21 protein-coding genes are annotated in these 26,262 nt (G+C 47.0%); 10 read left to right on the plus strand and 11 right to left on the minus strand.

All coding sequences use genetic code 11. The features are described from left to right. The first annotated feature begins 7 nt into the window (after nt 1-7). The 4 genes from AC121Z_RS16715 (at nt 8) to AC121Z_RS16730 (ending at nt 5,406) form a co-directional block, all read left to right on the plus strand. On the plus strand, nt 8-670 hold the full coding sequence (locus tag AC121Z_RS16715) for a cupin domain-containing protein (RefSeq protein ID WP_498125463.1): 663 nt from the start codon (nt 8-10) through the stop codon (nt 668-670). 10 nt (nt 671-680) lie between these two features. Beyond that, nucleotides 681-2,300, plus strand: coding sequence for a hypothetical protein (locus AC121Z_RS16720; protein WP_498125464.1), 1,620 nt, complete (start codon nt 681-683; stop codon nt 2,298-2,300). A 23-nt stretch (nt 2,301-2,323) separates the two neighbouring features. Beyond that, complete coding sequence (locus AC121Z_RS16725) at nt 2,324-3,226, plus strand: MipA/OmpV family protein (RefSeq protein ID WP_498125465.1); 903 nt, start codon at nt 2,324-2,326, stop codon at nt 3,224-3,226. 134 nt (nt 3,227-3,360) lie between these two features. Next, nucleotides 3,361-5,406, plus strand: a complete 2,046-nt coding sequence (locus tag AC121Z_RS16730) for a S9 family peptidase (RefSeq protein ID WP_498125466.1) — start codon at nt 3,361-3,363, stop codon at nt 5,404-5,406. Nucleotides 5,407-5,449: 43 nt separating this feature from the next. Here the strand turns inward: AC121Z_RS16730 and AC121Z_RS16735 are convergent, their stop codons facing one another. Continuing rightward, entirely contained in the window at nt 5,450-6,379 is a 930-nt protein-coding gene (locus tag AC121Z_RS16735; RefSeq protein WP_498125467.1) for an aldose epimerase family protein, read from the minus strand. A 16-nt stretch (nt 6,380-6,395) separates the two neighbouring features. After that, a complete protein-coding gene (locus tag AC121Z_RS16740) occupies nt 6,396-7,397 on the minus strand; it encodes a LacI family DNA-binding transcriptional regulator (RefSeq protein ID WP_498125468.1) in 1,002 nt (333 codons plus the stop codon). A gap of 356 nt (nt 7,398-7,753) precedes the next feature. On the opposite strand from AC121Z_RS16740, the gene AC121Z_RS16745 reads away from it, so the two are divergent. The 3 genes from AC121Z_RS16745 (at nt 7,754) to AC121Z_RS16755 (ending at nt 10,474) form a co-directional block, all read left to right on the plus strand. Then, nucleotides 7,754-8,374: a hypothetical protein gene (locus AC121Z_RS16745; protein WP_498125469.1), complete on the plus strand. Its 621-nt coding sequence runs from the start codon at nt 7,754-7,756 to the stop codon at nt 8,372-8,374. Between the two features lie 99 nt (nt 8,375-8,473). Further along, the gene (locus tag AC121Z_RS16750; protein ID WP_498125470.1) at nt 8,474-9,166 is read left to right on the plus strand and encodes a FadR/GntR family transcriptional regulator; all 693 of its coding nucleotides are present in this window, start codon (nt 8,474-8,476) and stop codon (nt 9,164-9,166) included. Nucleotides 9,167-9,205: 39 nt separating this feature from the next. Then, the gene (locus tag AC121Z_RS16755) at nt 9,206-10,474 is read left to right on the plus strand and encodes an alpha/beta hydrolase family protein (RefSeq protein WP_498125471.1); all 1,269 of its coding nucleotides are present in this window, start codon (nt 9,206-9,208) and stop codon (nt 10,472-10,474) included. Between the two features lie 17 nt (nt 10,475-10,491). Here the strand turns inward: AC121Z_RS16755 and galK are convergent, their stop codons facing one another. From galK to AC121Z_RS16790, 7 genes are all read right to left on the minus strand, one after another. Continuing rightward, on the minus strand, nt 10,492-11,640 hold the full coding sequence (gene galK / locus AC121Z_RS16760; RefSeq protein WP_498125472.1) for a galactokinase: 1,149 nt from the start codon (nt 11,638-11,640) through the stop codon (nt 10,492-10,494). A 2-nt stretch (nt 11,641-11,642) separates the two neighbouring features. Beyond that, nucleotides 11,643-12,674: a UDP-glucose--hexose-1-phosphate uridylyltransferase gene (locus AC121Z_RS16765; RefSeq protein WP_498125473.1), complete on the minus strand. Its 1,032-nt coding sequence runs from the start codon at nt 12,672-12,674 to the stop codon at nt 11,643-11,645. A 67-nt stretch (nt 12,675-12,741) separates the two neighbouring features. Further along, complete coding sequence (locus AC121Z_RS16770; protein ID WP_498125474.1) at nt 12,742-14,202, minus strand: SLC5 family protein; 1,461 nt, start codon at nt 14,200-14,202, stop codon at nt 12,742-12,744. After that, nucleotides 14,199-14,963, minus strand: coding sequence for a SapC family protein (locus AC121Z_RS16775; protein WP_498125475.1), 765 nt, complete (start codon nt 14,961-14,963; stop codon nt 14,199-14,201). Before AC121Z_RS16775 ends, AC121Z_RS16770 begins: the two co-directional genes overlap by 4 nt. Before the next feature lie 28 nt (nt 14,964-14,991). After that, nucleotides 14,992-16,518 (minus strand): tryptophan halogenase family protein, encoded by a 1,527-nt coding sequence (locus AC121Z_RS16780; protein ID WP_498125476.1) that lies wholly within the window; start codon nt 16,516-16,518, stop codon nt 14,992-14,994. A 74-nt stretch (nt 16,519-16,592) separates the two neighbouring features. Beyond that, complete coding sequence (locus AC121Z_RS16785; protein WP_498125477.1) at nt 16,593-19,394, minus strand: TonB-dependent receptor; 2,802 nt, start codon at nt 19,392-19,394, stop codon at nt 16,593-16,595. A 379-nt stretch (nt 19,395-19,773) separates the two neighbouring features. Continuing rightward, a complete protein-coding gene (locus AC121Z_RS16790; protein WP_498125478.1) occupies nt 19,774-21,735 on the minus strand; it encodes a beta-galactosidase in 1,962 nt (653 codons plus the stop codon). Nucleotides 21,736-21,857: 122 nt separating this feature from the next. Between AC121Z_RS16790 and AC121Z_RS16795 the strand changes: the two genes are divergently transcribed. Beyond that, nucleotides 21,858-24,044: an alpha-galactosidase gene (locus tag AC121Z_RS16795; protein WP_498125479.1), complete on the plus strand. Its 2,187-nt coding sequence runs from the start codon at nt 21,858-21,860 to the stop codon at nt 24,042-24,044. An 87-nt stretch (nt 24,045-24,131) separates the two neighbouring features. On the opposite strand, the gene AC121Z_RS16800 is transcribed toward AC121Z_RS16795, so the two are convergent. Further along, nucleotides 24,132-24,206 (minus strand): PEP-CTERM sorting domain-containing protein, encoded by a 75-nt coding sequence (locus tag AC121Z_RS16800; RefSeq protein WP_498128290.1) that lies wholly within the window; start codon nt 24,204-24,206, stop codon nt 24,132-24,134. Nucleotides 24,207-24,326: 120 nt separating this feature from the next. Between AC121Z_RS16800 and AC121Z_RS16805 the strand changes: the two genes are divergently transcribed. Both AC121Z_RS16805 and AC121Z_RS16810 read left to right on the plus strand, forming a co-directional pair. Beyond that, nucleotides 24,327-24,524: a hypothetical protein gene (locus tag AC121Z_RS16805; protein ID WP_498125480.1), complete on the plus strand. Its 198-nt coding sequence runs from the start codon at nt 24,327-24,329 to the stop codon at nt 24,522-24,524. Nucleotides 24,525-24,526: 2 nt separating this feature from the next. Further along, entirely contained in the window at nt 24,527-24,979 is a 453-nt protein-coding gene (locus AC121Z_RS16810) for a hypothetical protein (protein ID WP_498125481.1), read from the plus strand. A 113-nt stretch (nt 24,980-25,092) separates the two neighbouring features. Here AC121Z_RS16810 and AC121Z_RS16815 read toward each other — a convergent pair whose 3' ends face one another. Further along, entirely contained in the window at nt 25,093-26,253 is a 1,161-nt protein-coding gene (locus tag AC121Z_RS16815; RefSeq protein WP_498125482.1) for an iron-containing alcohol dehydrogenase, read from the minus strand. Nucleotides 26,254-26,262: the final 9 nt, after the last annotated feature.

The following is a 26,262-nucleotide window of genomic DNA, read 5'->3' on the forward strand; positions in this document are numbered from 1 at the left end:
ACTGAGTATGTACATTAACAGCGATTTTAACCAACGTGTCGTCGTCACGCCCAACGACTATCAGTGGGTTGACAGCCCAATTCAAGGGGTTGAGCGTATGATGCTGGACAGGATAGGCGATGAAGTCGCCAGAGCAACCTCATTGGTTCGCTATGCACCGAATTCAACATTTCCTCCACATGAACACGCTGGCGGTGAAGAAATTTTAGTGCTTGAAGGCGTGTTTGCCGATGAGCACGCGAGTTATCCTGCTGGAACTTATCTGCGTAACCCAATTGGCACTAAACACACACCGCGAGTGGGTCCTGAAGGTGCGTTAATTTTCGTAAAGTTGCATCAGTTCTCACCAAACGATACTGCACATTTCGCGCTTAATACCAATCAGCAAGCTTGGTCGCAGGGACTCGTTACAGGCCTTCAAGTGATGAGTCTACATCAATTCGAGCATGAGAGTGTCGCTTTAGTTAAGTGGGCGCCGCATACCCAATTCCAGCCGCATAAACATTGGGGTGGCGAAGAAATTTTAGTCCTGCAGGGAACATTTCACGATGAGCACGGCAGTTATCCGGCAGGCAGTTGGCTGCGCAGCCCGCATTTAAGTGAGCATACGCCTTTCACCAAAGAGGACGGAGCCTTGATTTATGTTAAAGTTGGTCATTTAAGTAGTTAAAGGCAATGGAATGGCACTGAGTTGTTGGCAAACATTGGCAATCGAGCCAACGCGCGACCCGCAGAAAATTGAAAAGGCTTATACATTGGCGCTTGCCGCCGACTCGCTGAGCACTGATGATGAATATGCAATCCTAGAGTGCGCTCGAGAAGAGGCGCTGAGATATGCACAACCCATGCAACTTGACACCAACGATTATGCCTTCGTTCAGGCAATCCTTAAAAACGTTGAACACACTTTTAATACGCCAGAACTACGCACAAACCACGGACAATGGATAAGTATTCTTAGTCAGTTCAGCAAGGCTAACTTCCGATGTATCTCCGCTTTGCGCATTGCAATTGCTGATATGTGCACAACCTATGTATCAGCCAATCAGGCCCAACAATTCAGTTTCGATTTACCTGATTTTGTGCTCCCAGAATTAGCGCGTCAGCTGACCTGGCAAAATCACAGGCAACAGCTACATAGCCAGTTGGGCGATAGCGTGACCGACCAATTGCTGGGCGCAGTGAATGGCGAAATCTCGCCTTATGTCGCAGTCAATCATGCCGCTGGCCATGCTAATACCAAGTGGCTAGTAAATAGCGCTGTCGTTGCATTTCTGGTGACAACAATTTTGTTGATCGGCGTAGCGTTAAATAAGCCCCAGCTCAATAACGCGAGTTCAGAAATTGCGTGGGAACCTGATTTACTCGCCTGCAACGAGGTGCAAAATGCCGCTGCTACAGAGTCGTTTGAGCGCTGTTTAGCGCTTGCCAACGAGGACTGGCTAGCAGCACAAAAACGAATCGCTTGGGCTTATACCGTTGAGCATGATGATCAAAATTGGGGTGAAGCTTATCGCTGGTTGCGGGAGATCGGTAATAGTGACGAAAACGCAGAGTTTTTAGCCAACATTATTTTGTTTCTACTCGGCGAAGATGAGCAAGATAGAATTAACGGAGAGCGTCGCATCCGCCAGCAGGCAAACTTGCGATTCGCGCCTGCTGAAGCGTACCTAGGTGCACTCTATGCCTTGGGTTTAAATCTACTTGAACGTGATGCCAATATTCTATGGTTACTGGAAAGTGCTTACCAAAAAGACAATTCGGTGATCAGTGTTTATGAGATGATCCAAATCCATGTTAATGGCTTGGCAACTCGCGTAAATATCAGTAAGGCTCGGCAACTGCTGGCAGAATACGCCCAATCAAACACGCCGGATAGTATTAACAATACCGCATGGTTCCTCGCAACGTTGGACAACAACCAATTACATGAGCCACAGCACGCGGTTAGCATGGCTGAATCATTGATAAAAGATGGTATCGCGACAGCAAATTATTCATATGTTGATACGCTCGCTGCGGCTTATGCAGCCAACCAACAATTTGCCAAAGCTATCGAAACGCAGAAACAAGCGATTGCGACATTACAGGCGGAGCAACCGGAAAATGCTGAAGTGATTGCGTTATATAAGGAGCGTTTAGCGGCGTATGAAGCTAATCAGCCCGTTATTTATGATGACTTAGCGGTAACCGATGACGCTGCGTTTTTTGATGACTTGAAGACAGATATAGAACAAATGCTGCTAGACTATTTCTATCAAGAAATTGATCCTCCTGTGTCACTCGACGTTACTGAATAATTATCTCTCTGTTGGCAGTGCATATGCGTCTATTTCCGATTATCTTAGCCACCTGCTTTAATTACGGCCTAATTGCTGCGCTGTCGCCAGCACTTGCCAATTCTAAGGACAGTCCTGATCGCGATTTTAGTGGCTTTGAGGATGTTACCGAGTCTCAACCATTGTGGGAATTTGGCGTTGGTGGTGGCTTGGCAGAGGTGCCCAACTATCCTGCCTCTAGTGAGCGTAACTTCATTGCCCTGGCTGCCCCTTACGTCGTTTATCGTGGCGATATCTTTCGTGTCGGTGGTGGCGGTGGAGCACGCGCGGTGGTCGTTGATGAGGGTGACTATGAATTTGATATTTCTCTCGGCGGTGCTTTTGCAGCAGAGAATGACGATGATGGGGTGCGCCAAGGTATGCCTGACTTGGACTATTTGTTCGAGCTCGGTCCGCAATTGATTTACAAAATCCAAGATTTTAGCTTTGCTAATAGTGGCAACGGCCGACTTAATTTTCGCTTACAAACCCGCGCCGTTTTTTCGACTGACTTTAGTGATATCGTTCACCAAGGCTTTGTCGTTGAGCCAGTGCTCAGCTATCAGCAACGTGGGCGACTATTCGCCGATACCAGTCTGACACTGTCTATCAGTTCAACCTTTGCGAGCCGTGAGCTACACGAATACTTCTATTCAGTCGCCCCAGAATTTAGCACAGTTGACCGAGCGGCGTATGCGGCCTCTGGCGGCTATCTTGGCACTGAACTATATGCTGGCCTCGGATTTCCAATCAATCCGAATATGCGCGTATTTGTCGGCGGTACCCTACAACTTCAGCATGGTGCAGCGAACACCGATAGTCCGTTATTTGAAGATAAGCTAACCTACAGCGTTGGCGTTGGCTTTGTCTGGCGGCTGTATCAAAGTAATGCTCGCGCCTCGTGGTAATTCTGAATTAATTCATACTGTTAAGCTTTATGCACAGTTGATGTTTGCAAACGTTGCTCGTTAACTGGACTGAACGCAATCGGGTTTTGTATCGTAGTAGTGTCGTCAAATACAACTACAAGGAACCCAACTACATGCATCCGATGCGAACGACTGCCATAGCTTTGGCAATGGCTGCAGTTACCCACACTAGCACCGCTGCAACATTCGAAATAGAGCACTTACCGCAAGTCAAACATTCAGCTAACGTTACCGTTGCGCCCAATGGTGAGATTACAGCGTATACGCTTGCGAATCCCCGTAATTTGGTTGCCGGTGATAATGATGGCCGAGCAGATAATCATATTTACGTGATCCGCGACGGCAAAGAGCCACAACTATTTGTCGGCGGAGAAGGGAGTGTCAGTGGGCTGCAATTTAGCGCTGACAGTAACACGTTGTTTTTCAAAACCAAGCGCGAAGGGGATGAAAACACCGCTTTGTATTCGATTTCCTTGTCAGGTGGCGAGGCCATCAAGCGCTTTGAATTTGATACTGATATCGGTGACTACGCGCTAAGCAGTGATCTCTCGAAGCTCTATTTCGTGGCGCGCCCGAAGGACGACAGTGAGGACCTAAAGGATAAAGGCTTTACCGCCTATGCTTACGAAGAAGACTCGCGGTTAGCCAGCCTGTGGCTAGCAGACCTGAGCCATCCGGAGTCTGAACCTACCGTCGTATATGATGAAGGTCATGTGTCTGATTTTGACCTCGCTACCGATGGCAAAACCGTTGTGCTGGCTGCAGCACCAACTAGCTTAATCGATGATTATTACATGCTACGCGATTTATACGTGGTCAATACTGAGTCTGGTAATGTCACCAATCGTATTGATATACCAGGTAAGCTAGGCACCTTTGAAGTGTCTGCTGACGGCGACCACATTGCGTTCTTGGCTGGATTGGACGTACATGACACGGCCACTGGCGTATTAATGACCGCGCGTACTGATAATCCTGAATTCTCCATACTCACGGGAGAAGCTCCACAACACATTCAGGATATTGACTGGCTGGGGGAGGATATCTTGGCCGTTGCTCATCGAGGGGTTGAAAGCGCTCTCGTGGTTTATGCACAAGATGGCGATGTGAAACGCACATTTAAGACCCCTGAAGATATTATCGTGCGCAGTGCTGATGTCGGCGATGGCGAAATCTTCTTTATCGCAGATAGTCCAAAACATCCACGCGAAGTATTTGGTCTGCAACGCGGCAAAGCTAAAAAGTTAAGCGCACATAATGCTTGGCTCAAAGACATTGAGTTGGCTAATCAGTCGACCTTTAGCTACAAAGCACGAGATGGCGAGATGGTAGAAGGCTTGCTGATCACTCCTAATACGCCTAAACCCGCAAACGGATGGCCATTGATCCTAACGGTGCATGGCGGACCTGAAGCCCACTATAGTGATGGTTGGTTAACGGCATATTCACTGGCTGGACAGTTTGGCGCAGCTGACGGTTATGCGGTATTTTATCCAAACTACCGCGGCTCTACTGGTCGGGGTGTTGCGTATGCTAAGCAGCACCAAAACGATTACGCAGGCAAAGAGTTCAATGATTTGGTTGATGGTGTTAATGCCTTGGCTGACGCCGGCATGATCGATCGTGACCGTGTAGGCATCACCGGTGGCTCCTACGGCGGGTATGCCTCAATGTGGGGGGCAACGGCTTTGTCTGAGCATTTCGCTGCAGCAGTCGCATTCGTTGGTATCTCGAATCAGGTCTCTAAGTTTGGCACCAGTGACATTCCAAACGAAATGCATTTGGTGCATTCATTAAAGTGGCCTTGGGAAGACAATTGGATGAACTTAATAGAACGTTCTCCTATCTTCCATGCGGGTAAGAGTACCACGCCAACGTTGATCCTTCACGGTGAGGAAGACACCCGCGTACATCCAAGCCAGTCAATGGAATTGTACCGCTCAATGAAAGTAAGGACTAACACACCTGTTCGTTTAGTGTTTTATCCTGGTGAAGGGCATGGAAACCGAAAAGCGGCTGCACAGTATGATTATGCATTGCGCCTGATGCGCTGGATGGATACCTATTTAGCCGCAGGCAATAACCGTTCAGCGCCAATGCCACCCTTTGATCTCGATATGGGTAACCGCCTTAAAGGCAATGCAGAAGACGCGGAATAACCTGCAACACTCCAATCAATCCTCACTATTCGTGAGGATTGATTTATTCCACGATGATTTCGTAACGAATGTAATGCCGACTCGAGGTATTTGCAGGCAAAATTCCCTGTTCTGAGCTATTTGGAGCATCTGCGCCAAAGTGAGGCTCAATACAGATCCCCTCATTGGCTGCAAAAGCATCACCCAAATAGTAGCCAGTGTATACTTGTGCTGCAGGGTAATCTGAAGTAACTATCAACGAGAGGTCGCCATTGTCGCTGGTGATCACCGTGCGTTGGGATTCATTATCAAACACCAAATTATGATCTAACAATGCCCATGACGCATGCGCATTTAGTCGCGTTGCAGTTTGGAAGTTAAACATACTGCCACGCACGGGTTCAGGTACAGCCTTAGGTAATCCAGCATCGTCTTTAGGCACAAAGTGGCTAGCATTGCATTGCAGCCATTGGCACAACCCCGACTTGTCAGAGTTTATGCCGTTGAGATTGAAATAACTGTGACCCGTTAAGCAAACAACGGTCGTTTTGTCAGCAAACGCATTTAATTGTATGTCCAATACACTGCCCGCTAAGGTGTAGATAACGTCAAACGTTATTGGTCCAGGATAGCCGTTCCAGCCGTCTTTGGTTATGCACCGCAAATGCAGACTCTGAAGATCATGGTTGATAACTTCCCATATCTGTTTATCTAAGGCTTTGGCTCCACCATGCAAATGATTTGTGCCGTCATTTTGCTGTAGTTGGATCAATGTGGACTCAAGCTTTACTTTGCCATCACGAATGCGGTTAGCATAAGGCCCGACAATGCAACCGATGTAATAGGGATCAAGGTAATAATCTTGCCAATCAGGATAGCGTAATACGATCGAGCGTTGCTCTCCCCCGATATTCACGCACCAATCAACAATTCTAGCCCCAAAATCAGACAATGTGACTTCCATTGCAGCAGAGGCTAATTGAAAAGTTCTCATGGCGTGCTCTCAGCGACTAAATACGTTTCACAGAATCGCGTTTAACAATCGTCGGTTGATACTTGAAAGTGGTATCGTGTAACGGCTGTTGTCCTTGCGCGTATTCTAAAGCTAGTTCTGTCGCGCGTGAGGCCATTAGTTCAATCGGATAACGCAAAGTTGTGAGCTTTGGGCGACAGTATTTGGCCAACAAAATATCATCGTAGCCAATCACTGAGACTTGTTCTGGAACTTTAATGTCATGATCAAATAGCATTGACATCGCCCCTGACGCCATAGCGTCGTTGTAAGCCAAAACGGCGGTAAATTCGCTGCCGCGCGACAATAAATTTTGGATCGCAGCCTCCCCCCCTTCTTGATTAGGCGGCGCATACTCGATATTTTCGGTGCGTAACTCAATCCCTGCTTCGTCAAAAGCACTTTGAATTCCTTCCAATCGATGGACCGGGTCGTCAATAGGGAAATCACTTGTGATCACAGCAAACTTCGAGTGCCCTTGCTTGATCATGTATTCTGCCATCAGTCGACCACCAGCACGATTATCTAACCACACACAACGCGACGGTATTGCCGGGATAAATCGATTAATAATGACCAATCCGGGCACAGAGTCAGCGAGCGCAATCAGTGTTTCGTCTGGAAGCGTTTTACTGTGCACGACCATTGCGTCGCAGCGATGCTCAAGCAAGGTTTCTATAGCCTTATGCTCGGCTTCAGCACCAATTGAGCCGCCACTGATCAGGATTTGCGTGTTGTGTTTGCGCGCCATCGTCTCAACGCCATGCGCAAGAGCAGCAAAGAAAGGTTCATACAAGTCAGCGATAACAATTCCGACTGCATTGTTGCGGCTGGTCGCGAGCGCGCGAGCATTCGCATTGGGGCGATAATTGAGTTCTTTAATAATGGACTTAACACGTTCGCGCGTCGCCCGCCCAACTTTAGGGCCATCATTGATCACGCGCGAAACAGTGGCTTGGGATACGCCCGCAGCATCTGCGATTTGTTTCATGGTCGCCATTATCGCTTTCCTCAGCCTAACTTAATCATCAGAGTTTACTACAGACGCTCGTCTGTCGCTGTTAATAATTATGATAAATACGCTTTATTGCAAGCCTTCTGAAAAACATTTGCAAAATCAGGGAAAGCGTATACCCTTATGTAAACCTTTTGTAAAATAAAACCAATAATAAAGCGTTTTTTGATAGCTGCTCAAATCAAGTCAGCCAAACAAACATACGCAAGCCCATGTTTTTCTTTGCTTTTTAATTAATTTCAATGTTTTCTTGAAAAAGGCAAATGGGAGAAGGTTAACAACCAAAGGGTAAACGGTTACCCTTATTTGCAAAATTAACACATTTGATGGGGCAAAGATTTATGAACACTGGACACAATGCACTGCAAATTCCATCGCAACCCGTTATGCAACTCTCAGCTCTTGAGTTTAGCCCAGCAGAAACAGTCAATTCGATTTCATTCGCGCAATTAAATCCCCAGCAACGGACAGCTGAAATCGCGCAGTGGCTAAAGACAAGTAGCCATTCATCATTTGCCGGTAGCGTTACCTTTGCTCAAACTCCTGATACACATCGGGAAGTCCAGCCCTCAGTGCTGGTTGTTTGTGAAAACGCAGATTGGCAAGTTACGGTGTTTCACTCTGATTGCCATCCATTTGCAACCCGTCTGGAAGCGAGATTTCCGGCCACATCACTGACCCAGATAGAAGCCACAAGAATTAATAGTCTCGGGCAACTTTTAACCGTTTTATCAACTCGTTATGACAATCTCTGCATGAGCACTGTACCCCTGCATATTGAGTGGTATCAGAACCTTGATGACAGTGCGCTTTGTGCGGTAATAACCCCAGACATGCAAGCTCAGGGTGGCCTGTTTGCAGGGCAGCGATTTATCGGTTCTGAGTTTTCGGCGCAACAAGTCGCACGTCGATTGGGGAATCTGTCGGATATCCATTTCCGCGATATATTTACTATGGATTAGTGGGTTCATGCACAGAGATGAGGCTGGAAAAGTGACATAGGGGTTCATTACGTGGTATTTATATGACTAACCAAAGTTAACCACACACAAACACGCTGAATGTCACAATCTTCCTCACTAAATATCACTCAAAATCTAACCCACACGTTGGGCTTGGCAATCGTCCGCGGTGACTACGAAGAGGCGCTGCCATCAGAAGCTGAGATTTGTGAACAGTTTGGTGTGAGCCGAAGCTCCACTCGCGAAGCCGTTAAGATGCTTTCGGCGAAAGGATTAATCCGCTCCAGGCCAAAACAGGGGATCCGGATCCAACCAGAGCGCCACTGGAATATGTTTGATCCGGACGTCCTCAAATGGACGTTGGTGAGCAAACCGACACTGGAATTGTTGCGCGAGTTTTTTGAAATGCGGTTGGTGACTGATCCGCAAGCTGCAGCGCTTGCCGCACAACATGCGCAACCGGAAAATATTGTTGAGTTGCGCAAGGCCATCGATCGCATGCGTGACGCAGAGTCAGGCTTGGATGATACTCTTGATGCAGATATTGCATTTATCGCCGCATTGTTCGAAGCCACTCACAATCGTTTTTTTATACAATTAATTGAGTTTACCAGCACTGCTCTGAGAGTCACTTCTCGCTATTCAAATCGCATGCAAGGTATCAAACTCTCTAGCGTTGAAACGTGCACCCGCGTGTTTGACGCAATCGTACAAAAACAATCGGATACCGCATTTGCCCTGGTCGAGCAAATGCTTAAAAAAATGATGACGACGGTACTCGCAGACCAGTAACGCCAGCGCCGTTGTTGCCCTATTACAACGGAAACAGGTATGAAACGTTGGTTATTATTGCTTTCCCAGCTGTGTTTAACGACTCAGATTTACGCAGCTCCCGAACAATTGTTCAAGCCTTTACCCAATGATGTAGCCCCTCATTTAAGTCAATTCGGAAACTACTCAGTTGGCGTTAAAACAGTAAATGTCACCATCGAAAATTATCAAAACCCCTTCAATCCAGCGTTAAATTCCCGACAACTTGTGTTGGAAGCCTGGTATCCGGCAATAGCCGAAAGCGGAAAGCCTGCCAGTTACGTCAATGAAACTCGCTCTGGAGCAGTTTTTGAGCTTGCCGGGCAAGCCCTGCGTGATGCAGCCCCCGTAACATCCGGTCAGTATCCGGTGGTGATCGTGTCACATGGTTATACCGGCTATCGTACTATTATGTTTCATATCGCCGAGCACCTCGCCTCACATGGCTACATAGTGATAGGCATCGATCACACGGACTCTACCAATGCCGATGTTGATTTTTCTGTTGACCCTGGAGCAGGATTTCTGAGTACACTTGTGAACCGTTCGTTAGACCAACAGTTTGCGTTAGAGTGGACATTGCGCGATCCATTGCTTGCAGCAATCACTGATGCCGAGCATGCTGGTTTGATTGGCTATTCTATGGGCGGATACGGTGCGATAAACACTATTGGCGGTTGCTACGCCTTCACTGAACACCATGTAGCAGCCATTTCAGGTTCGCAAGACAGTGCCACAAACCAAGCCGTCGCTATGGGTCTAAACCAATGTGCTGCGCGCCGCTCGAATGGGGCTGATCCGCGTTGGAAGGCTGCTGTGTTGATGGCACCATGGGGCGGCCAGCATCAGGTTTTTTCCCCTGAATCACTCGCCAATATTAAGGTGCCTAGTTTATATATTGCTGGCGACTTAGATGATATTTCCGGCTATGCCGGGGTCCAATGGCTCTATGAGCAACATCAACTACCAAGCACGCAAATGTTAACTTATCACTATGCTCGACATAATATTGCTCCCCACCCAGCACCTGCCGCAGCGATGTCAAATGAGCTAGATATTGGTCACTATTGGGATGCAACCTGGGACATGCAGGCACTCGCTATGACTAATCAGCATTTCATTCTGGCGATGATGGATTGCCATGTAAAAGAAACACCCGATGCTTGTAAATATTTGAGTGTGCGCGGCTCTTCTAATCAACATCCGATTGATGGCAAAAAACCCGATCCCTGGTTAGGGTTCGATGACCGCTATTCGACTGGAATGAGCATGCAAGGCAAGCAGCCCTGAGGCTGCTAACTAATTTGTTACAATCGCTGAACGGTGAGCCCTTGAGAGGGCTCACACTGCAGAATATCGGCGTGCAAGCCAAACTGAGTAAAGTAGTGTTGCTCGACAGCACTTATCACTTTTGTCGCATCATCTTTATTACACAAGCAAATAACTGCACCACCAAAACCACCACCCGTTTGACGACAAGCGCCTTTATTATCTAGCGCTTGCATACATATATCGACAAGTCCATCAGTGGCGGGAACGGTAATCTCAAAATCATACTTCAACGACAAGTGAGCCTCGTGCATGATGTTATATAACGTAGTAAAGTCACTGTTGGCCAACGCTTGAACGGCGTCTAAAACGCGTTGATTTTCAGAAATGACGTGCTTAGCACGGCGATACACTTCATCCGGAATATCACCTTGCACCAGTGACAACATATGCATATCCGCCTTGCGCAAACTCGCTACTTGCATTTTGGCAGCGGCCAATTCGCATGCCTGCCGACGCTGGTTATACTCACTTTCCGCCAGTTTGCGCGGATAATTGCTATTAATCACCAGTAAACATAGGTCATCAGGAATTTCGACCACCTCAGTAGCTAAGTTTTCGCAATCGATGAGCAGTGCGGCATGATGTTGAGCTTGGGCAGATATAAGCTGATCCATTATTCCGCATTGGCAATCAATAAAATTGTTCTCAGCAAGTTGTCCGAACCGAGCGATTTGCGCCCCTGACAACCCCAACTCATTGAGTTCATTAAACATGCCGCCAATCGCGACCTCTAGCGCTGCAGAACTAGACAGGCCTGCACCCTGGGGAACATTGCTGGTAATGGCTAAATCAACACCTGTAAGCCTGTAACCGGCAGCAATAAGTTCTTGTGCAACACCTCTAACATAGTCACCCCAAGGGTACTCGCCCGGCGTTATCTCGTTGGATAAATCAAATTGCTCGCGTTGCGTAGGATATTGCAATGAAATAACGTTAACCTTTGTGTCTTGCCGCGGACGAGCCACAACAATCGTCTTATATTGCAACGCACAGGGCAATACGAAACCCTCATTATAATCCGTGTGCTCTCCAATCAGATTGACCCGACCAGGCGCAGTCGCCTGATGGCTAGGTGAACAATCGTAAGCTTTTACGAATGCCTCAAGTAGAGTTTCATCAACCATGCTTATGCTCTCTCCAAGTAATGCACATCGCTTGCATCGCGCAGTATTTGTGCCGCCACTTCAGGCGTCAGGTCACGCTGGCTTTCAGCCAGCATTTCATAGCCGACCATATGCTTTTTCACGCTAGCGCTGCGCAGCAATGGCGGATAAAAATGCGCATGTAGAACCCAGTGCGAGCTATCTGATAAGTTTGATGGGGCATTATGCCAACCCATTGAATACGGAAAGCTACAATTAAACACATTGTCGTATTTGATGGTTAAATAGCGGATCGCTTGTGCTAAAGAGCGCGCAAGGGAGTCGGTTAACTGAGTAAAACTCGCAATCGCATGGCGACAAACAACCAGGGTTTCAAATGGCCACTTTGCCCAATAAGGGACCACCACTAGCCAGTCAGCATTCTTATAAACCACCCGCGAGCCATCCTCTATTTCAGCAACTGCATAGTCGCTCAACAAAGCAGTCCCATGCGTCTCCAAATACGCTCTCTGTTTGACATCTTCACGTTCAATTTCCGTGGATAAGTGCTGATGAGCCCATACCTGACCATGCGGATGAGGCTGCGAACAGCCCATGATCTCGCCTTTGTTTTCGAACAAATGAACGCAGGTAAAACGTGCACTCAACTCCTCATACTGCGCCCGCCAGACATCAACGACAGCAAGCATTTCATCCTGTTCAAGCTGCGGTAGCGAGCGATTATGGTCAGGAGAAAAGCAAATGACCCGTGCAAGTCCTGTCGCCGGTACCTGTGTAAACAAAGGCTCAGACTGGGTAGGACTCTCTGCATTGTTGGTCAATGCGGCAAAGTCATTATCAAATACAAACGTATTTTCATAAGAAGGATTTTGCTCGCCATTCACACGCTGATTGCCTGGGCACAGCGGGCATTTTGGATCATGCACCGGCAAATTAAGCTCTGGGACGCTCTCTACTGCACCAGACCACGGACGATTATTGCGATGCGGTGAGACCAGCACCCATTCACCAGTCAATGGATTGCGACGCCGAAAGGCCGCGTTATTTGTGCTCATCCAGTATACCCACCAATATAATAGTATTTATATGATAATATTAAATGCTGGGGGAAGAAATAATTTTTCACAGGTTGACTTCCGCATCGTTCGCCCAAGAAAAGCTCGCCGCCTGTTTAAACACCACGCGATTCACTAGCAACGCTACACTGACACAGCTAATTAAGGTGATGAACATAAGGTGGATATAGTGCAAACCAAATGGCGCATGGATAGGCGAGAATTCAAACGACATGGCGCCATACAGCGCAACACCAAAGATAACAGCGGTAATACCTGCATTGGCGTGTACGTTTTTAAATAGCAAACCAACTATAAAAATCGAAAGGATTGGCATACTCAACAATCCGTATAGCTGTTGCAGCAAGTTAATAATGCTATCAGCTTGCGCATAAACGGGTACCAGTAGCAACGAAACCAAGGTAAGTGCCGCTGTTACCCAGCCACTTAACCGTGGCACATTCGGATTTTTATTGATATAGGCTTCATGAATATCACAGACGTAAAGCGCGGTCGCAGAGTTTAAGTTACTGTTATAGGTGGTTAATACAGCGGCCGCCATGGCCGCCGCAAAGATACCCGATAACCAAGCTGGCAGTACATCTCCTACGATGCGACCGTAAGCCGCATCGCCGATATCACCATATAACTTATATGAAATGATCCCCGGTACTACGATAATTGCTGGCACGATCACCAAACGGATGATCGCAGCAGCGTAGACCCCTTTTTGCGCTTCCTTGAGGCTCGGTGCTGCCATAGCGCGCTGAGTAATGACTTGATTGGTTCCCCAATAGAACATTTGAATGAAAATCATACCGGTTAATAAGGTATGCCAGGGAATGGGCGACTCATCATCGCCTATCAGGGTCAAACGCTCTTTGGGGATCCCGCTAAAGTCGTAATCAATGGCCGCAAGAGCGAGCAGCACAACCGTAATTGCCATACCGAGTAACAAAACCCCAGAATAGGTATCGGATACGGCAACGGCGCGCAAACCGCCAAAAATCGCATACATTGCACCCACACAGGCAAATGCAATGGCAACATACATCAATGGAATGTCGACATTAAACATGGTGATCATAAACAGGGAACCTGAATAGATGACCGCGGGGCAAAAGATTAATGCGCTGCCGAGGAAAAACATGGTACTGATTACGGCACGGATGTTTTTGTCCTGATAACGACGTTCTAATAGTTCGGTAGTGGTCGTGCATTTATATTTGTAATACACCGGTAAAAACACTTTCGCGAGTATGATTAGCCCGATAACAGCGGAAAATTCCCAAAGCGACAGTAAAGCCATTTGGTTACCATTCATTCCCACTAATTGATCGGTACTTAAATTTGTCAAAGTGATTGAGCCAGCCACGAAGTACCAAGCTAGACCTCCACCCGCGAGAAAATACTCTTTATTTTGGTTGGCTGTGCGATGCCCTTTGCCACGACAATGCATGTATGTCGCAAAAGCAATGGCAATGGTTACCCCCAAAAAAACCACTACTTGAAGAAATTGGTCACTCACAATTCGTCCTCCTGTACGGCGCGCATATTCAGTTGCACGATCGTGTCGTCAGACTGATTATTTTGCAGACGCAATAAACGATTGAATTGGGTAACCGAGCTCAACATCGCATAGATAGGAGCGAAAAAACCCTGTTTGAAGAAATCGGCGGCGACTTCGTCGCTTAGGCTATTGAGCCTGTCTTCATCAATATTGTAAAACCCCTTGATCCGCTTTGTTCTATCTGAGGAAAAGCGCACCAAGACTTCATACTCTTTCAGTAAATTATGACTCAAAAGAGCCTTTAGGAACTGTTGCGTCGCTCGTTCCATATGGTAAAAATCCGCTAATTGCTTTTCTATCCCTTGTAGAAAGCCTGTCGCTTGACCCCTTTCATCAAATAAGGCCTGGCCTTCACTGTCATTTACCCGCGGATTTTCATTAATTAAATGGGTAGTTACGCTATTCTCTTTCTCTGGATCGGGGCCTAAAACAAAAGGCACTCGCTGTATCGCTTTGGGTATATACACCCCTTCCCAATGCTGACCCGCTTGGCTACAAAACAGGTTCTGGCCTTCCTCAAATGCGGTCAATGCAATTGCATGAAATTGTCCGTTTTGGCCATTCTTAATCAGCATAATCGGAAAGCTACTCGCAGCAGAAGAAAACTCATCGGCCGTTAAGCTGATAAAATTTTGAGCGATCACATCTAAGAAATCTTCACGCGCTTTTACTTTTGTACTGGCGTGTTTTTGTGGATTTAGCGGCGTAGTTTTTGACATTCTTTTTATAATCCTCAAGGCACTCAGGTTAGATCTGAGCAAACCCTTGTGTTAATACTTGATTGATCAATTCGCGATGGCGGGGCAGGCGGAGCGGTAACTGCTCGCTTTGCTGCTGGCGAATAGCAAAAAATTTGTTGGCACGTTGTGGCTGAGTTAACCGGTGTTGGGTTAACGCCAAGTCTGTTTTAAACCCTGTGCCATAGAGTACGTAGGCATAACTCGCCGCACTAAACGCTTCAAAATCCTGCATAAAATCATACTCATTAGGCGTACGATGCTGCCATAGTGTGAGTAATTCAGTTAATGATTCAGGAATGGTTTTTGGATCTTTATTGGCGTGCCAAAAGGGTTCTGACCGCTTCGACATAACATAATGCAGCTTTAGAAAATCGATAATGCCCCGCCATTTTGCGGCAAACACGTGATTAAACCGGCGCGCAACCGGCGCCATCTCCGCTGAAGTAACTGGCAATTGATCAGCAATAAAGTTAGCAGCGGTCTCAACCAACATGAGTGCAGAAGCCTCTAACGGCTCAAGAAAGCCTGAAGCAAGCCCAACGGCAACGCAATTGTTTTTCCAAAATTGAGAGCGATGGCCAGCGTTAAATTTAATCGTTTTAACCGCAAGTCCGTCAGCTCCGTCGCCAATGTAGTCTCTTAGCGTCTGCTCTGCATCGGCATCGCTAACAAATTCACTCGCATAGACATAGCCCACGCCACGCCGCTGTTGCAAACCAATATCCCAAATCCAGCCAGCGGATTGCGCTGTGGAAATGGTGTGACAGGCAATCGGGTGTTCTTCACTTGGGTAGGGTACTTGTACTGCAATAGCGGTATCTGCTAATAGGATATCCTGTTTCGATACAAACGGTACTTTAAGTGTTTCACCCAGTAATAAGGATTTAAAGCCACTGCAATCGACGAACAATTCGCCCGCAATTACACCTTGTTCGGCCGTCACTACCGCGCGAATATTTGCGTTAGCATCCTGCTGAACCTCTGTCACGGTACCTATCACATGACGTACGTTTAGATTGTTTACACTATGATTTTTAAGTAATTCTGCAAATTTTCCTGCGTCTAAGTGATAACCATAGTTAGCGACCGTTTCGTAGTCGCGATGAGTAATACTTTTGGGTGCTATACCTTGCTTACACAGTTGCGCCTGCACAGTAACTGCGTCACAAAATGGGACGTCCGGTTGGAGTTGTTGCCAATAGGCGGCAATGTCGACTTTGTCGGCACCTACAGGTTGGGTAAAAGGATGAAAATATTCATCATTCGCGTCATCGATCCAGTCAACAAAACGACTGGCTTGTTTAAACGTAGCCGAGCATTCACGAATAAACTCCGCTTCCGAGATGCCGATTTTCTGTAATGTTGTGCGCATCGAAGGCCAAGTGCCTTCACCGACGCCAACCGTTGGAATATCAGAAGATTCAACTAACGTAATGGATAGCGCATGGCCGTGCTGTTTCGCAAGCAAAGCTGCCGTTAACCAGCCTGCAGTGCCTCCGCCCACAATCACTATGTTTCGAGTGACTTCAGCCACTTAATGCTCCCTTTAGTCAACTTAAGTGCAACCGCTAAGCGATACCACGCTTAACGGTTGCAAGCACACAACGCTTAGAAAGTACCACGTACGCCGATGGCGTAGCGCGAGCCCGTTCTAACCTGCTCAGTAAAGTGACTACGGATACGACCATATTTGTCAGTGTACTCGTCAGTCACGTTGATCCCTTCAAAGTAGACTGAGAAGTTCTCATCGATATCGTAACTTGCACTGATATCCCACTGACCGTACGTATCTACAAACTCAGGTTCACCCGTATCACCGTTACTCAATGTTTGCAGGAATGCTTCACGGTTGTTATACGCTACCCGTGCTTGGAAGCCATCCTTCTCGTAGAACACGATGAAGTTTTGGGAATCACCTAAGCCTTCCAAAGCAAACGTTTGTGCGGTAGCGGTAGTATCAATCTCGGCATCGCTGTTTACGATCGTCGCGTTGATTTGCACACCGAAACCATTTTCCATGGTATGGGTCCAGGCCATTTCAAGACCATCGACATTCGCCGTTTCACCATTACGTGGACGGTTTACGTCAAAGACATAGACGCCACTCGCTAACGAGAAGCTTTCTTCAGCAGTGATATTGGTAATAAAACCCTCAACTTCTTTACTGAAGATACCAATCGAAACAGCACTTGCATCATCATAATACCATTCAAACGATGCATCCCAGTTGGCCGATAGGAAAGGCTCAAGGTTAGGGTTACCGCCGCTTGCTAATAAAATGTCAGGGCGAGTTGTACCAATATTGGTTACCGGACGCATGCTCGACATAGTAGGTCGCGTCAAGGTTTCAGAATACGCAAAACGCAGTAGCATATCTTCTTCAATCTCGAATTTCGCGTTTAAACTTGGTAATAAATTGCTGTACTCATTCTCGATTGAAATTGGGCTAAGTACGCGTTGACCCGAACCATCAACCACATAAACTTGGTCAAGAATAGTCCCGTCGGTTGGGTTCTCCTGCACATCCAACAGCGTATCTTGCAGACCCGATGCAGTCGATGTTGTTTCGCTGTAGCGGAAGCCAACATTAACCGTCCAAGGAATATCACCCAAATCCCCTTGGAAAACGAAGTCCGCATATGCCGCAATGATCTCTTCATCGATGGTAAAGCTAGTACCCAGCTCAACAGGGGTGTAACCATTCAACGCAGCAAACGCAGCGATGTTACCCTCTGCAGTCTCACCCGCACCAAAGGCATTTCGCACGGCCGTTTGCGCAGCAATCGCTTCTGGACTTTCTAAGTAAGCCAAATACGCGTCAACATCATAGCCAAAGAAGGCCGCAGGAATCCCCGCAAACCAATCGTTTGGAGACACCAAAGTGGCCAACTCATCAGGCACATCGGTACCATAACCACAATAGAAGCAGTTCGGGAAGCTAGGTGATTGGAAGACTTTCGCAGACTTAGTTCGATCTTGCGTGTATACACCAAACTTCATACGCGTAAAGGTGTCACTATCGGGAGTGTAGGTGAAGTCAGCGCGCATTTCGGTAATTTCATCTTCGCGCTCATCACCGCCGCGTTCAACATAGTGAGCGCGTAGCTTGCTTGCATCACTAGATGCGAAAGGACCAGAGATCCCATCACTACTGAACGATGGCAAATCGCCACCACCAGTGAAGTCATAGGTATAACCATTGGGGTATCCCATAACAGTAAACACGCGGCTTTGATCGCCACTCAGATCTTCAGCTTCAGATGTTGAAATATCAAGATTCATATTCAATGCTTCAGTGATATCCCAATCCGCATTGAAACCAAAGCCTTGGATCTTAACATTGCGATCTAAACCTTGTTGCACAAAGTCGGTCGCACCTGACCCGCCACCATTAGGATCGATAGCTGAGTTGTGATCCCAATACACAACCGTTTGTGTTTCCGAATCAACTTGGAAATCTCGGAAGTTACCCGGGGTAAACCAGTTCGCATAGTTATTTACCTGCGATTCAACTTCAAACTTGGAGTACAGGCCGTCAAAAGACAAGGTTAACTCATCCGTTGCCATGTATTGCACAACCACAGTTCCACTGGTGCGTGTGCGGTCTTCGTAGTTTGAAACAAGGTCTAGGTTACGTGGCACATAGACGTTAAACGCTTCTTTCCCGGTTCCCGCGTCTGCATCAAAGTCATTGGTTGCGATACGATCAACCCGATAGAACCCGCGCGTATCCGCTTGGTTTATCTGTGCTTCCCGTTGCTGCACCGATAATGAGGCCAAAACACCCAAGCGCCCGTCCATAAAGGTGTTGCTCACTAAGCCAGAAACTTCAGGTGTATATTCTTCAGAAAGCGTATCGTAGGTACCTTGAACACTTCCGGCAGCTTTAAACCCGTCTAAATCAAATGGCTTGGCAGTTTTCAAATTGATAACCGAACCAATCCCGCCGCTTTGATTTTCAGCAATTGATGATTTGTATATCTCAGCCCCTGAAATAAGTTCAGCCGCTAGCGTGTCGAAACTAAATTCACGGCCCGCTCGTTCAGACGCCATTTGGCGACCATTGACGGTCACAAGGTTAAACTGAGGGCCAAAGCCCCGCACCGAAATTAATTGGCCTTCACCACCATTGCGGTCAATAGAAACACCAGTGATCCGTTGCAATGATTCCGCCACGTTCTGATCAGGGAACTTACCGAGATCTTCAGCTGCGATACCATCAGAAACAACCAATGATTCCTTTTTGTCAGAGAAGGAACGTTTTAAGCTGCTCACCAGCCCACGCACTTCTATAACTTCAAAATTTGGATCTTCTTCTGCAGTTTGAGCTACCGCAGGCAATGTAACCAACGTTGCCGTTGGTATAAGTAGGGCCGCCTGTATCGCCGACCTAAGATAACTTCTTTTCATGAGAAGCCCCCGTGTCCTGTTTGTGTGTTCGTTATGCTATTTAAGGTTGCTCAAGTAATCGCGTGCAATGCACTAGCGTTCATTGAACCGCAAGTTGGCAAAATACGCCTATGCCAATCTGTATGCTAAATAGTATTTATACTAAGTGTCAACATTCCATTTACATTTTTAAACACTATTTAGCGTATTTATTACTGCATCAAACCGTTTATTTTTTGACCATTTAAATATTGTAAAAACCTTGCAAACCACCAAGAACAAAACACAAGTACCTGTTTTATTTGAATTTTATTTACTAATCAGCTTCACATCCAGTTCTTAAATGGTGTTTACGCACATCGACAACACAGAACCATTATTGTGATATTTATCATATTTATTATCGGTATTTAAATACTGCAACATCATGCGCGTCGATATCTGCGTTACCAATCACATATTCAACCGCTCGACGAGGGTTTATCGATTGTGGTTGATCCGCGTAATTCAGCACGACGGCGAAGTTACCTCGTCTTGCAATACGCATGTCTGCAGCGAGCTCAAGCCAATCCAATTGCAACTTATCGGCATACTGCATGAATAAAGCCTTGAGGAAGGCAATATCAGTCAAGGTGGCAATGTAAGTTGCCTTTTCATTAGCAACCACGGCCGCACTACCATCCGAATTGCTCGCGACGACCACAACATCTTGCAAGTCGAACAATTCCTCCCGCCAGCGATTGCTAACAAATGTTTTGCCATTGAATATTAAGGGTTCTTCACAATCAGCCCTTAACGTCTCAACACTTGCCACTTTAACTTTGATTAATTGTTGAATTTTGCCGGGCGCGAGATTTGGCGCAAAAGTCAGCTCATGGGTTTTGCCGCCACTGCGGGGCCCAAACACGATGTGCGCATTAGCGGCTTGGCAGCGCTGTATAAAGTCATCGGAGGCAATCGGTAAACAAGGCGCAACAACTAACTTGTAGCCCGTTAGATCGCTATCCGGCGAGATAAAATCAACATCAATCCCCAGTTGGCGTAATGCTGAGTAATATTCAAATTCAACTTGTTGATGATTAAAACTGTCACCCTGGCGTTCGATTTCTGTTACCCATTGATTTTCGGTCGTCATTACAATGGCTACCTGCGCGCTTACATGCGCATTTAAATCAAACCCAGATTGAGCTAACTCATCGCGGAATTGCTCGATTTCGTGCCACGCTATAGATTTTGAATTATCTACGCGCTTGATCCCTGCATGCATTTGTTCTTGGGCAAAAGGCGCTTGACGCCAGCGGAAGTAGCAGACCGTGCCGGCACCATGGGCAACTGCCTCCCACGACCAGAATCGCACCATACCTGGCAGCGGTCTAGGATTATGATGCCCCCAATTCACCGGGCCAGGCTGCTGCTCCATGATCCAAAAGTGGCCATTGCTGATACCACGAATGTGATCAAACGAGCAGGCCGCAAAATCAGGATGCCCGGTACGCATATAGCGTTTAAATTGAGCTTGGTCCGCATTGGCAAAGAACAAATCTGTGCGGCCTAGCGGATAATTGTCGTAACAGGCAAAATCGAGCTTGTCGGCCAAGGCAAAGTTGTCACTTTGCGTGTCGACCATAGGAATAAAATTGTGGGTAACAAAATGCGTAGGGCAACACGCGCGAATAATCTCGACCATGTCGTTATGAAAACGCACCACTTGATCCGAACTGAAACGACGGTAAGCGAGTTGGTGGGATGGGTGAGTTTCAGTGACAGCAAGTATCGGAAGCTCAATTTGCTCAAAACTCTGGTATTCCATGGACCAAAATATCGTTCCCCACGCCTTATTCAAGGCCTCAATGTCACCATACTCTTGCTTGAGCCAGTTTTGAAACGCACGTTTTGCATTTTCAGAGCCCGAGTGCGCAGTATCATGACAGGCAATCTCATTATCGGTTTGCCAGCCAACCACGCCCGGATAATTGGCATAACGCTCGGCCATTACACGGGTGATCCGCATCGACTCTCGATAATAGTTTTCACTCGAGAAGTCGTAATGACGACGTGAGCCAAAGCCGCGCACCTGGCCAGTAAAAATATCCACAGGAAGAATGTCTGGGTACTGATCTATCAGCCATTTTGGCGGTGTCGCAGTTGGTGTGCAGAGGATAACTTTTAAGCCTTCATTAACCAGTGTATTAATTGCCCTATCAAGCCAATCAAAATGATACTCACCAGCGCGCGGTTCCATTTTTGACCAAGCGAACTCAGCCAACCGTACATAAGTCAGCCCAAGCGCCTTCATTTCTTTTGCGTCTTCCTGCCACATGCTTTCTGGCCAGTGTTCAGGGTAATAACACACACCTAACATAGAGTTTTCCTTCTGATGTGCTACTTCGGCCAATAAACGTATTGAAGCCTTAGTTACACATTTAACATATTTATATGACAGATTGGATTTTGCTGTATTATTGGCTATTTATAAAGTGCTAAATGCTGCAAATTAAGCGTAGTACTAATTTTGTTCGAGCGGGGATTATATTTGTGATTTCAGTGCCACCATTTATCTATCTGCATTCTGATCGTGTTTCTATTGTGTTCGACTGTCGTCGCGGTGTCCCTGCGATTACTTACTTTGGTGATCGTTTACATAGCTCAGTGCAAGACGAAATGCTTGCGGTGTTAACCCAACGCCAGGAGGCGAAATGCGCTCCCGTCGAAGAGTCTCCGCTTAGTCTAACGCCCACGCTTGGTGACGGGTTTACCGGACATCCAGGACTAACGCTTAACGATAATAGTATCGCCTGGTCAGCAGCGTTCAGACTAACCAGCGTTGCACAAACAGCCAATGAGAGCGTGCATTTCACTGCAGTTGATGAAACGCGCCAACTGACACTAGAACACTACCTAAGCCTTGATCCACACAGTCACGTGTTAAGCGGGTACTCGCGGCTTACTAACCAACATGCACACAGCGTTAACCTGCTGGAACTTGCTGCACCAACGATTGCATTGGCCGACCATATTAATCAAATCTTGGCGTTTGAAGGGCGCTGGTCGAGTGAATTTCAAACTCGCAGCATTGATTTATTTCTTGGCGCTTACAGTCGGGAAAATCGCCGTGGCAAAACCTCACACGATAACTTCCCGGGAGTGATTTTACACGCAACCAATACCAGTGAAGAGCACGGGCAGTGTTTCGGCTTTCATCTCGGCTGGAGCGGTAATCATCGCACGCGCGTAGAACTATTACCTGACCAACGTACTTATGTGCAAATGGGAGAATTGCTAGACCCAACCGAGGTCATGCTCGCACAGGGAGAAAGCTACACTAGCCCAACGCTATATGTCAGTTACAGTGGTCATGGCTTTAATCAATTGTCACAACAATTTCATGAGCATGTGCGAGGCCATCTACTCGATGCGCGGATCCTTGAGCAACCACGCCCCGTCCACTACAACACATGGGAAGGAATTTACTTCAATCATAGCCTTGAGGCGCTTGTGGAAATGGCCGATTTGGCCGCTAATGCCGGTGCAGAGCGTTTTGTGTTGGATGACGGTTGGTTTAAAGGACGACGTCATGACAAAGCAGGTTTAGGCGATTGGGTGGTGGATAAAATAGTCTATCCGCATGGTTTACAACCGTTAATCGACCATGTTGTTCAAGCGGGCATGGCCATGGGTATTTGGTTTGAACCTGAGATGGTAAACCCTGACAGCGACCTTTATCGACAGCACCCTGATTGGGTGCTCAGTACCGCAGGGAATCAACAAATTAACTTTCGTCACCAGCTCTTACTTGATCTCACCCGTCAGGAGGTTTTTGACTACCTATTTGATCAAATCAACGCCATGCTAAGTGAGTACCCACTCATTACTTACATCAAGTGGGATATGAACAGAGACAACACGCACAGCGGGAACTTTAACGGTCGTCCAGCAGTCCATCAGCAAACGCTTGCGGTGTATCACTTGATCGAAAAGGTTAAAAACGCTCATCCTCACGTAGAAATCGAAAGTTGTTCATCTGGCGGTGCACGCATTGACTTTGGCATATTGCAGTATACCGACCGCTTCTGGACATCGGACTCGAACGATGCTTTGGACCGATTGCATATTCAACGTGGTGCGTCATTTTTTATCCCTCCGATTGTTATGGGTTCACATGTCGGTCCGCGCGATTGCCACATCACTGGGCGTCACATTCCCATTGCAACACGCATTGCAGTAGCATTATTTGGCCATATGGGTATGGAAATGGATCCACGAGAATTGACGGACCAAGAAATGCAGTGCCTACAACAAGGTTTTGCGTTACACAAAGCGCACCGTCACCTTATACATCACGGCGACTATTATCGCCTTGAAAGGAATGATGAGAGTATTGATTTTGGTATCGTTGCAAAAGACAAGAATGAGGCGTTGTTTGCGTACAACAGTGTGCTTGAAACGAAACGCACCCAACCAAGAAAATATCGATTTGTCGGCCTCGATCCAGCTGCAATCTATACACTTGAGCTGGTCTGGCCCGGATCATTGTTTGAATACAGCCCTTCGATCCTTGAACACCTAAATGAAGTGCAATACAGTGGTGACGTGTTGATGAAGCTGGGTATGCAGTTACCGATTGTTTTTCCACAAACGAGCTTGATCTTTAAGCTAGTGGCCACGCAATAGCTGGGCAGCGCTTATGATGCAGATAAAAAGTCCCACTCTATTTGTTGGTGGGACTGCTGATGATGTCGCTCGCAGGGTTGATTTAAACTATGCCTTTCTTCTCACCGAGCCAAATGCTGGCAGGCTAAAGCCGAATATAGCAAGACTGCTAGGTTCGGGAATCCGTCATTGATTTTTCCTGCGTGCATCACTATATCTTTAGTATTCTGTCGAATTAGCCACTACAGCAACCCAATTGCAGCGGAGCGCTTTATCAATCCATTTACGTCTTTAAACAATAAAGTGAAACAGTCAATTCGGGATAAAGCCATTGATCGGGCGCGAACGCGTATTGTGTTAATGCAGCGCAAGCCCGAAGATTTTAGCCCGGATGAACTAGAGGTTGTGGTACAAGAAGAGGAAGCCAAACTGTATTCCGCAATTAAAGAGAAAGGTTTGCTGGCTATCCTAGCTGTCCTCGGCTTCAACATCTTCGGCTAATCATGAACAAAATTATCAATCTTATTCTTTCTGGCTTACTCTGGCGGCGTTATAAGTTTTTATTAGTAACCCTACTTGTCACAGTGCTTGCGATTATTTTGGTGGGCCAGATCCATGCTGATTACCTGCGTTATTCAGCCACCACCGAAGAGCCCGCGGTTGGTTGGTCGTTTGTCGTTAAATGGGCAGTTTGGCTCGTTTTAGTGATGGTTTTTCTAATTGCCAATCAGTGGTATAACGCACGCAAAGAGGCGCTTGCGGAACAACGCAAGCCTAACTCCGCATTGCAACGTTTGTTAAAGCGCAAAAACCAGACACCAAATTCAACATCCAAAAAAGCCGCCCAACTCCCTTTAAACTCCGCACAAGCGGAAGATCCTTTTGCTCATCTCAGGCACAAAGAAAAGCTACGGTCTTACGCCGACATGGTAATAGAGAAAAAACCTGAAGAATAATCTGCCTGCTGTCTTCACTCACTGCATACCATTTCACTATCTACACGCAGGGGTTATCACCTTACTACTTGCCTCGACCCGTGGCCATCTTGCTGAACCATAAGCAAGGTAACTTAAGCATATACCGCTTGGTATAGATCTACGATTTCTGCGTGGGTAAGGGTGCGCGGGTTATTCGCAGGCGAACCCGACGCCAGTGCCTGCTCAGCCATAGTATCAAGCAAGGCGAAATAATCCGCTTGCAGAATTCCAAATCCGGACATGCTGGGTACTTTTAAGGTGGTCACGATATCTTGTAAATAGCTCAACAAAGCTTGATGACTTGCAGTTACGTCCCGATAAGAGCTAATCAGGCCAAGATGATAGGCGCACTCTGCATACTTAACAGGATTTCCGGCCAGCGAAAATTCCGTGACCGTGTGCAGCAACATAGCATTGCTCATTCCGTGTGGCACATGGAAGTGAACCCCTAAGGGGCGACTCATACCATGTACTAGAGCCACCGACGCGTTAGAAAATGCCATTCCGGCTAGGCTGGCTCCCAACATCATTGCTTCTTTCGCAGCGTGATTATCTGGTGTTAAACAAGCATGCTTGAGATTGGGTGCGATCAATCGCATAGCACTAATCGCAAGCTGGTCACTCATTGGGTTGGCTTTGCGGCTTACAAACGCTTCAATTGCATGGGTCAGCGCATCAATACCCGTGTCGGCAGCAACTCTGAATGGTACTGACAAGGTCAGTTCGTAATCCAAGATTGCCGCAGCAGGCATTAATCCTGGCCCCATACATAACATCTTTTCGTGCGACTGGCTGTCACTGATCACCGTAACTTTAGTACACTCCGAGCCCGTTCCTGCAGTTGTCGGTACTGCAATCACAGGCATGCTTGTTTGCTTAACCACACTAGGCACTTTGTAGTCGCGCATTTCTCCGCCGTGTGAAGCTAACAGTGCAATTGCTTTAGCACTATCAATTGCACTACCGCCGCCCAAGGCAATTAATATGTCACAGCGCGCCAGTTTAACTGCTCTCACTCCAGCAGTGATTGAAACATCATCAGGTTCAGGCATTACTTTAGAATGAACAACTACTGGAATATCGACTTGCGAAAATAGATCCACGATTCTCGCGACTACATTCAACTCAATCATAATTGGGTCAGCGATAACACACGGTCGCGAACAGCCAAACTCCTCGACTAATGCGACTATTTGGGTAAGCGCTCCTGCGCCGACTTTGATGTGTTGAGGTATTTGGATATCAGAGATCATTATCTATAC

Source organism: Alteromonas sp. DYW1 (assembly GCF_059752595.1).

What these genes read in the sequence shown, in the direction of transcription:
- AC121Z_RS16735 (WP_498125467.1), bottom strand. Translation starts at nt 6,379, where the DNA reads ATGAGAACTTTTCAATTAGCCTCTGCTGCAATGGAAGTCACATTGTCT.
- AC121Z_RS16740 (WP_498125468.1), bottom strand. Translation starts at nt 7,397, where the DNA reads ATGGCGACCATGAAACAAATCGCAGATGCTGCGGGCGTATCCCAAGCC.
- AC121Z_RS16755 (WP_498125471.1), top strand. Translation starts at nt 9,206, where the DNA reads ATGAAACGTTGGTTATTATTGCTTTCCCAGCTGTGTTTAACGACTCAG.
- AC121Z_RS16750 (WP_498125470.1), top strand. Translation starts at nt 8,474, where the DNA reads ATGTCACAATCTTCCTCACTAAATATCACTCAAAATCTAACCCACACG.
- AC121Z_RS16790 (WP_498125478.1), bottom strand. Translation starts at nt 21,735, where the DNA reads ATGTTAGGTGTGTGTTATTACCCTGAACACTGGCCAGAAAGCATGTGG.
- galK (WP_498125472.1), bottom strand. Translation starts at nt 11,640, where the DNA reads ATGGTTGATGAAACTCTACTTGAGGCATTCGTAAAAGCTTACGATTGT.
- AC121Z_RS16720 (WP_498125464.1), top strand. Translation starts at nt 681, where the DNA reads ATGGCACTGAGTTGTTGGCAAACATTGGCAATCGAGCCAACGCGCGAC.
- AC121Z_RS16775 (WP_498125475.1), bottom strand. Translation starts at nt 14,963, where the DNA reads ATGTCAAAAACTACGCCGCTAAATCCACAAAAACACGCCAGTACAAAA.
- AC121Z_RS16715 (WP_498125463.1), top strand. Translation starts at nt 8, where the DNA reads ATGTACATTAACAGCGATTTTAACCAACGTGTCGTCGTCACGCCCAAC.
- AC121Z_RS16795 (WP_498125479.1), top strand. Translation starts at nt 21,858, where the DNA reads ATGCTGCAAATTAAGCGTAGTACTAATTTTGTTCGAGCGGGGATTATA.
- AC121Z_RS16785 (WP_498125477.1), bottom strand. Translation starts at nt 19,394, where the DNA reads ATGAAAAGAAGTTATCTTAGGTCGGCGATACAGGCGGCCCTACTTATA.
- AC121Z_RS16725 (WP_498125465.1), top strand. Translation starts at nt 2,324, where the DNA reads ATGCGTCTATTTCCGATTATCTTAGCCACCTGCTTTAATTACGGCCTA.
- AC121Z_RS16730 (WP_498125466.1), top strand. Translation starts at nt 3,361, where the DNA reads ATGCATCCGATGCGAACGACTGCCATAGCTTTGGCAATGGCTGCAGTT.
- AC121Z_RS16745 (WP_498125469.1), top strand. Translation starts at nt 7,754, where the DNA reads ATGAACACTGGACACAATGCACTGCAAATTCCATCGCAACCCGTTATG.
- AC121Z_RS16765 (WP_498125473.1), bottom strand. Translation starts at nt 12,674, where the DNA reads ATGAGCACAAATAACGCGGCCTTTCGGCGTCGCAATCCATTGACTGGT.
- AC121Z_RS16810 (WP_498125481.1), top strand. Translation starts at nt 24,527, where the DNA reads ATGAACAAAATTATCAATCTTATTCTTTCTGGCTTACTCTGGCGGCGT.
- AC121Z_RS16815 (WP_498125482.1), bottom strand. Translation starts at nt 26,253, where the DNA reads ATGATCTCTGATATCCAAATACCTCAACACATCAAAGTCGGCGCAGGA.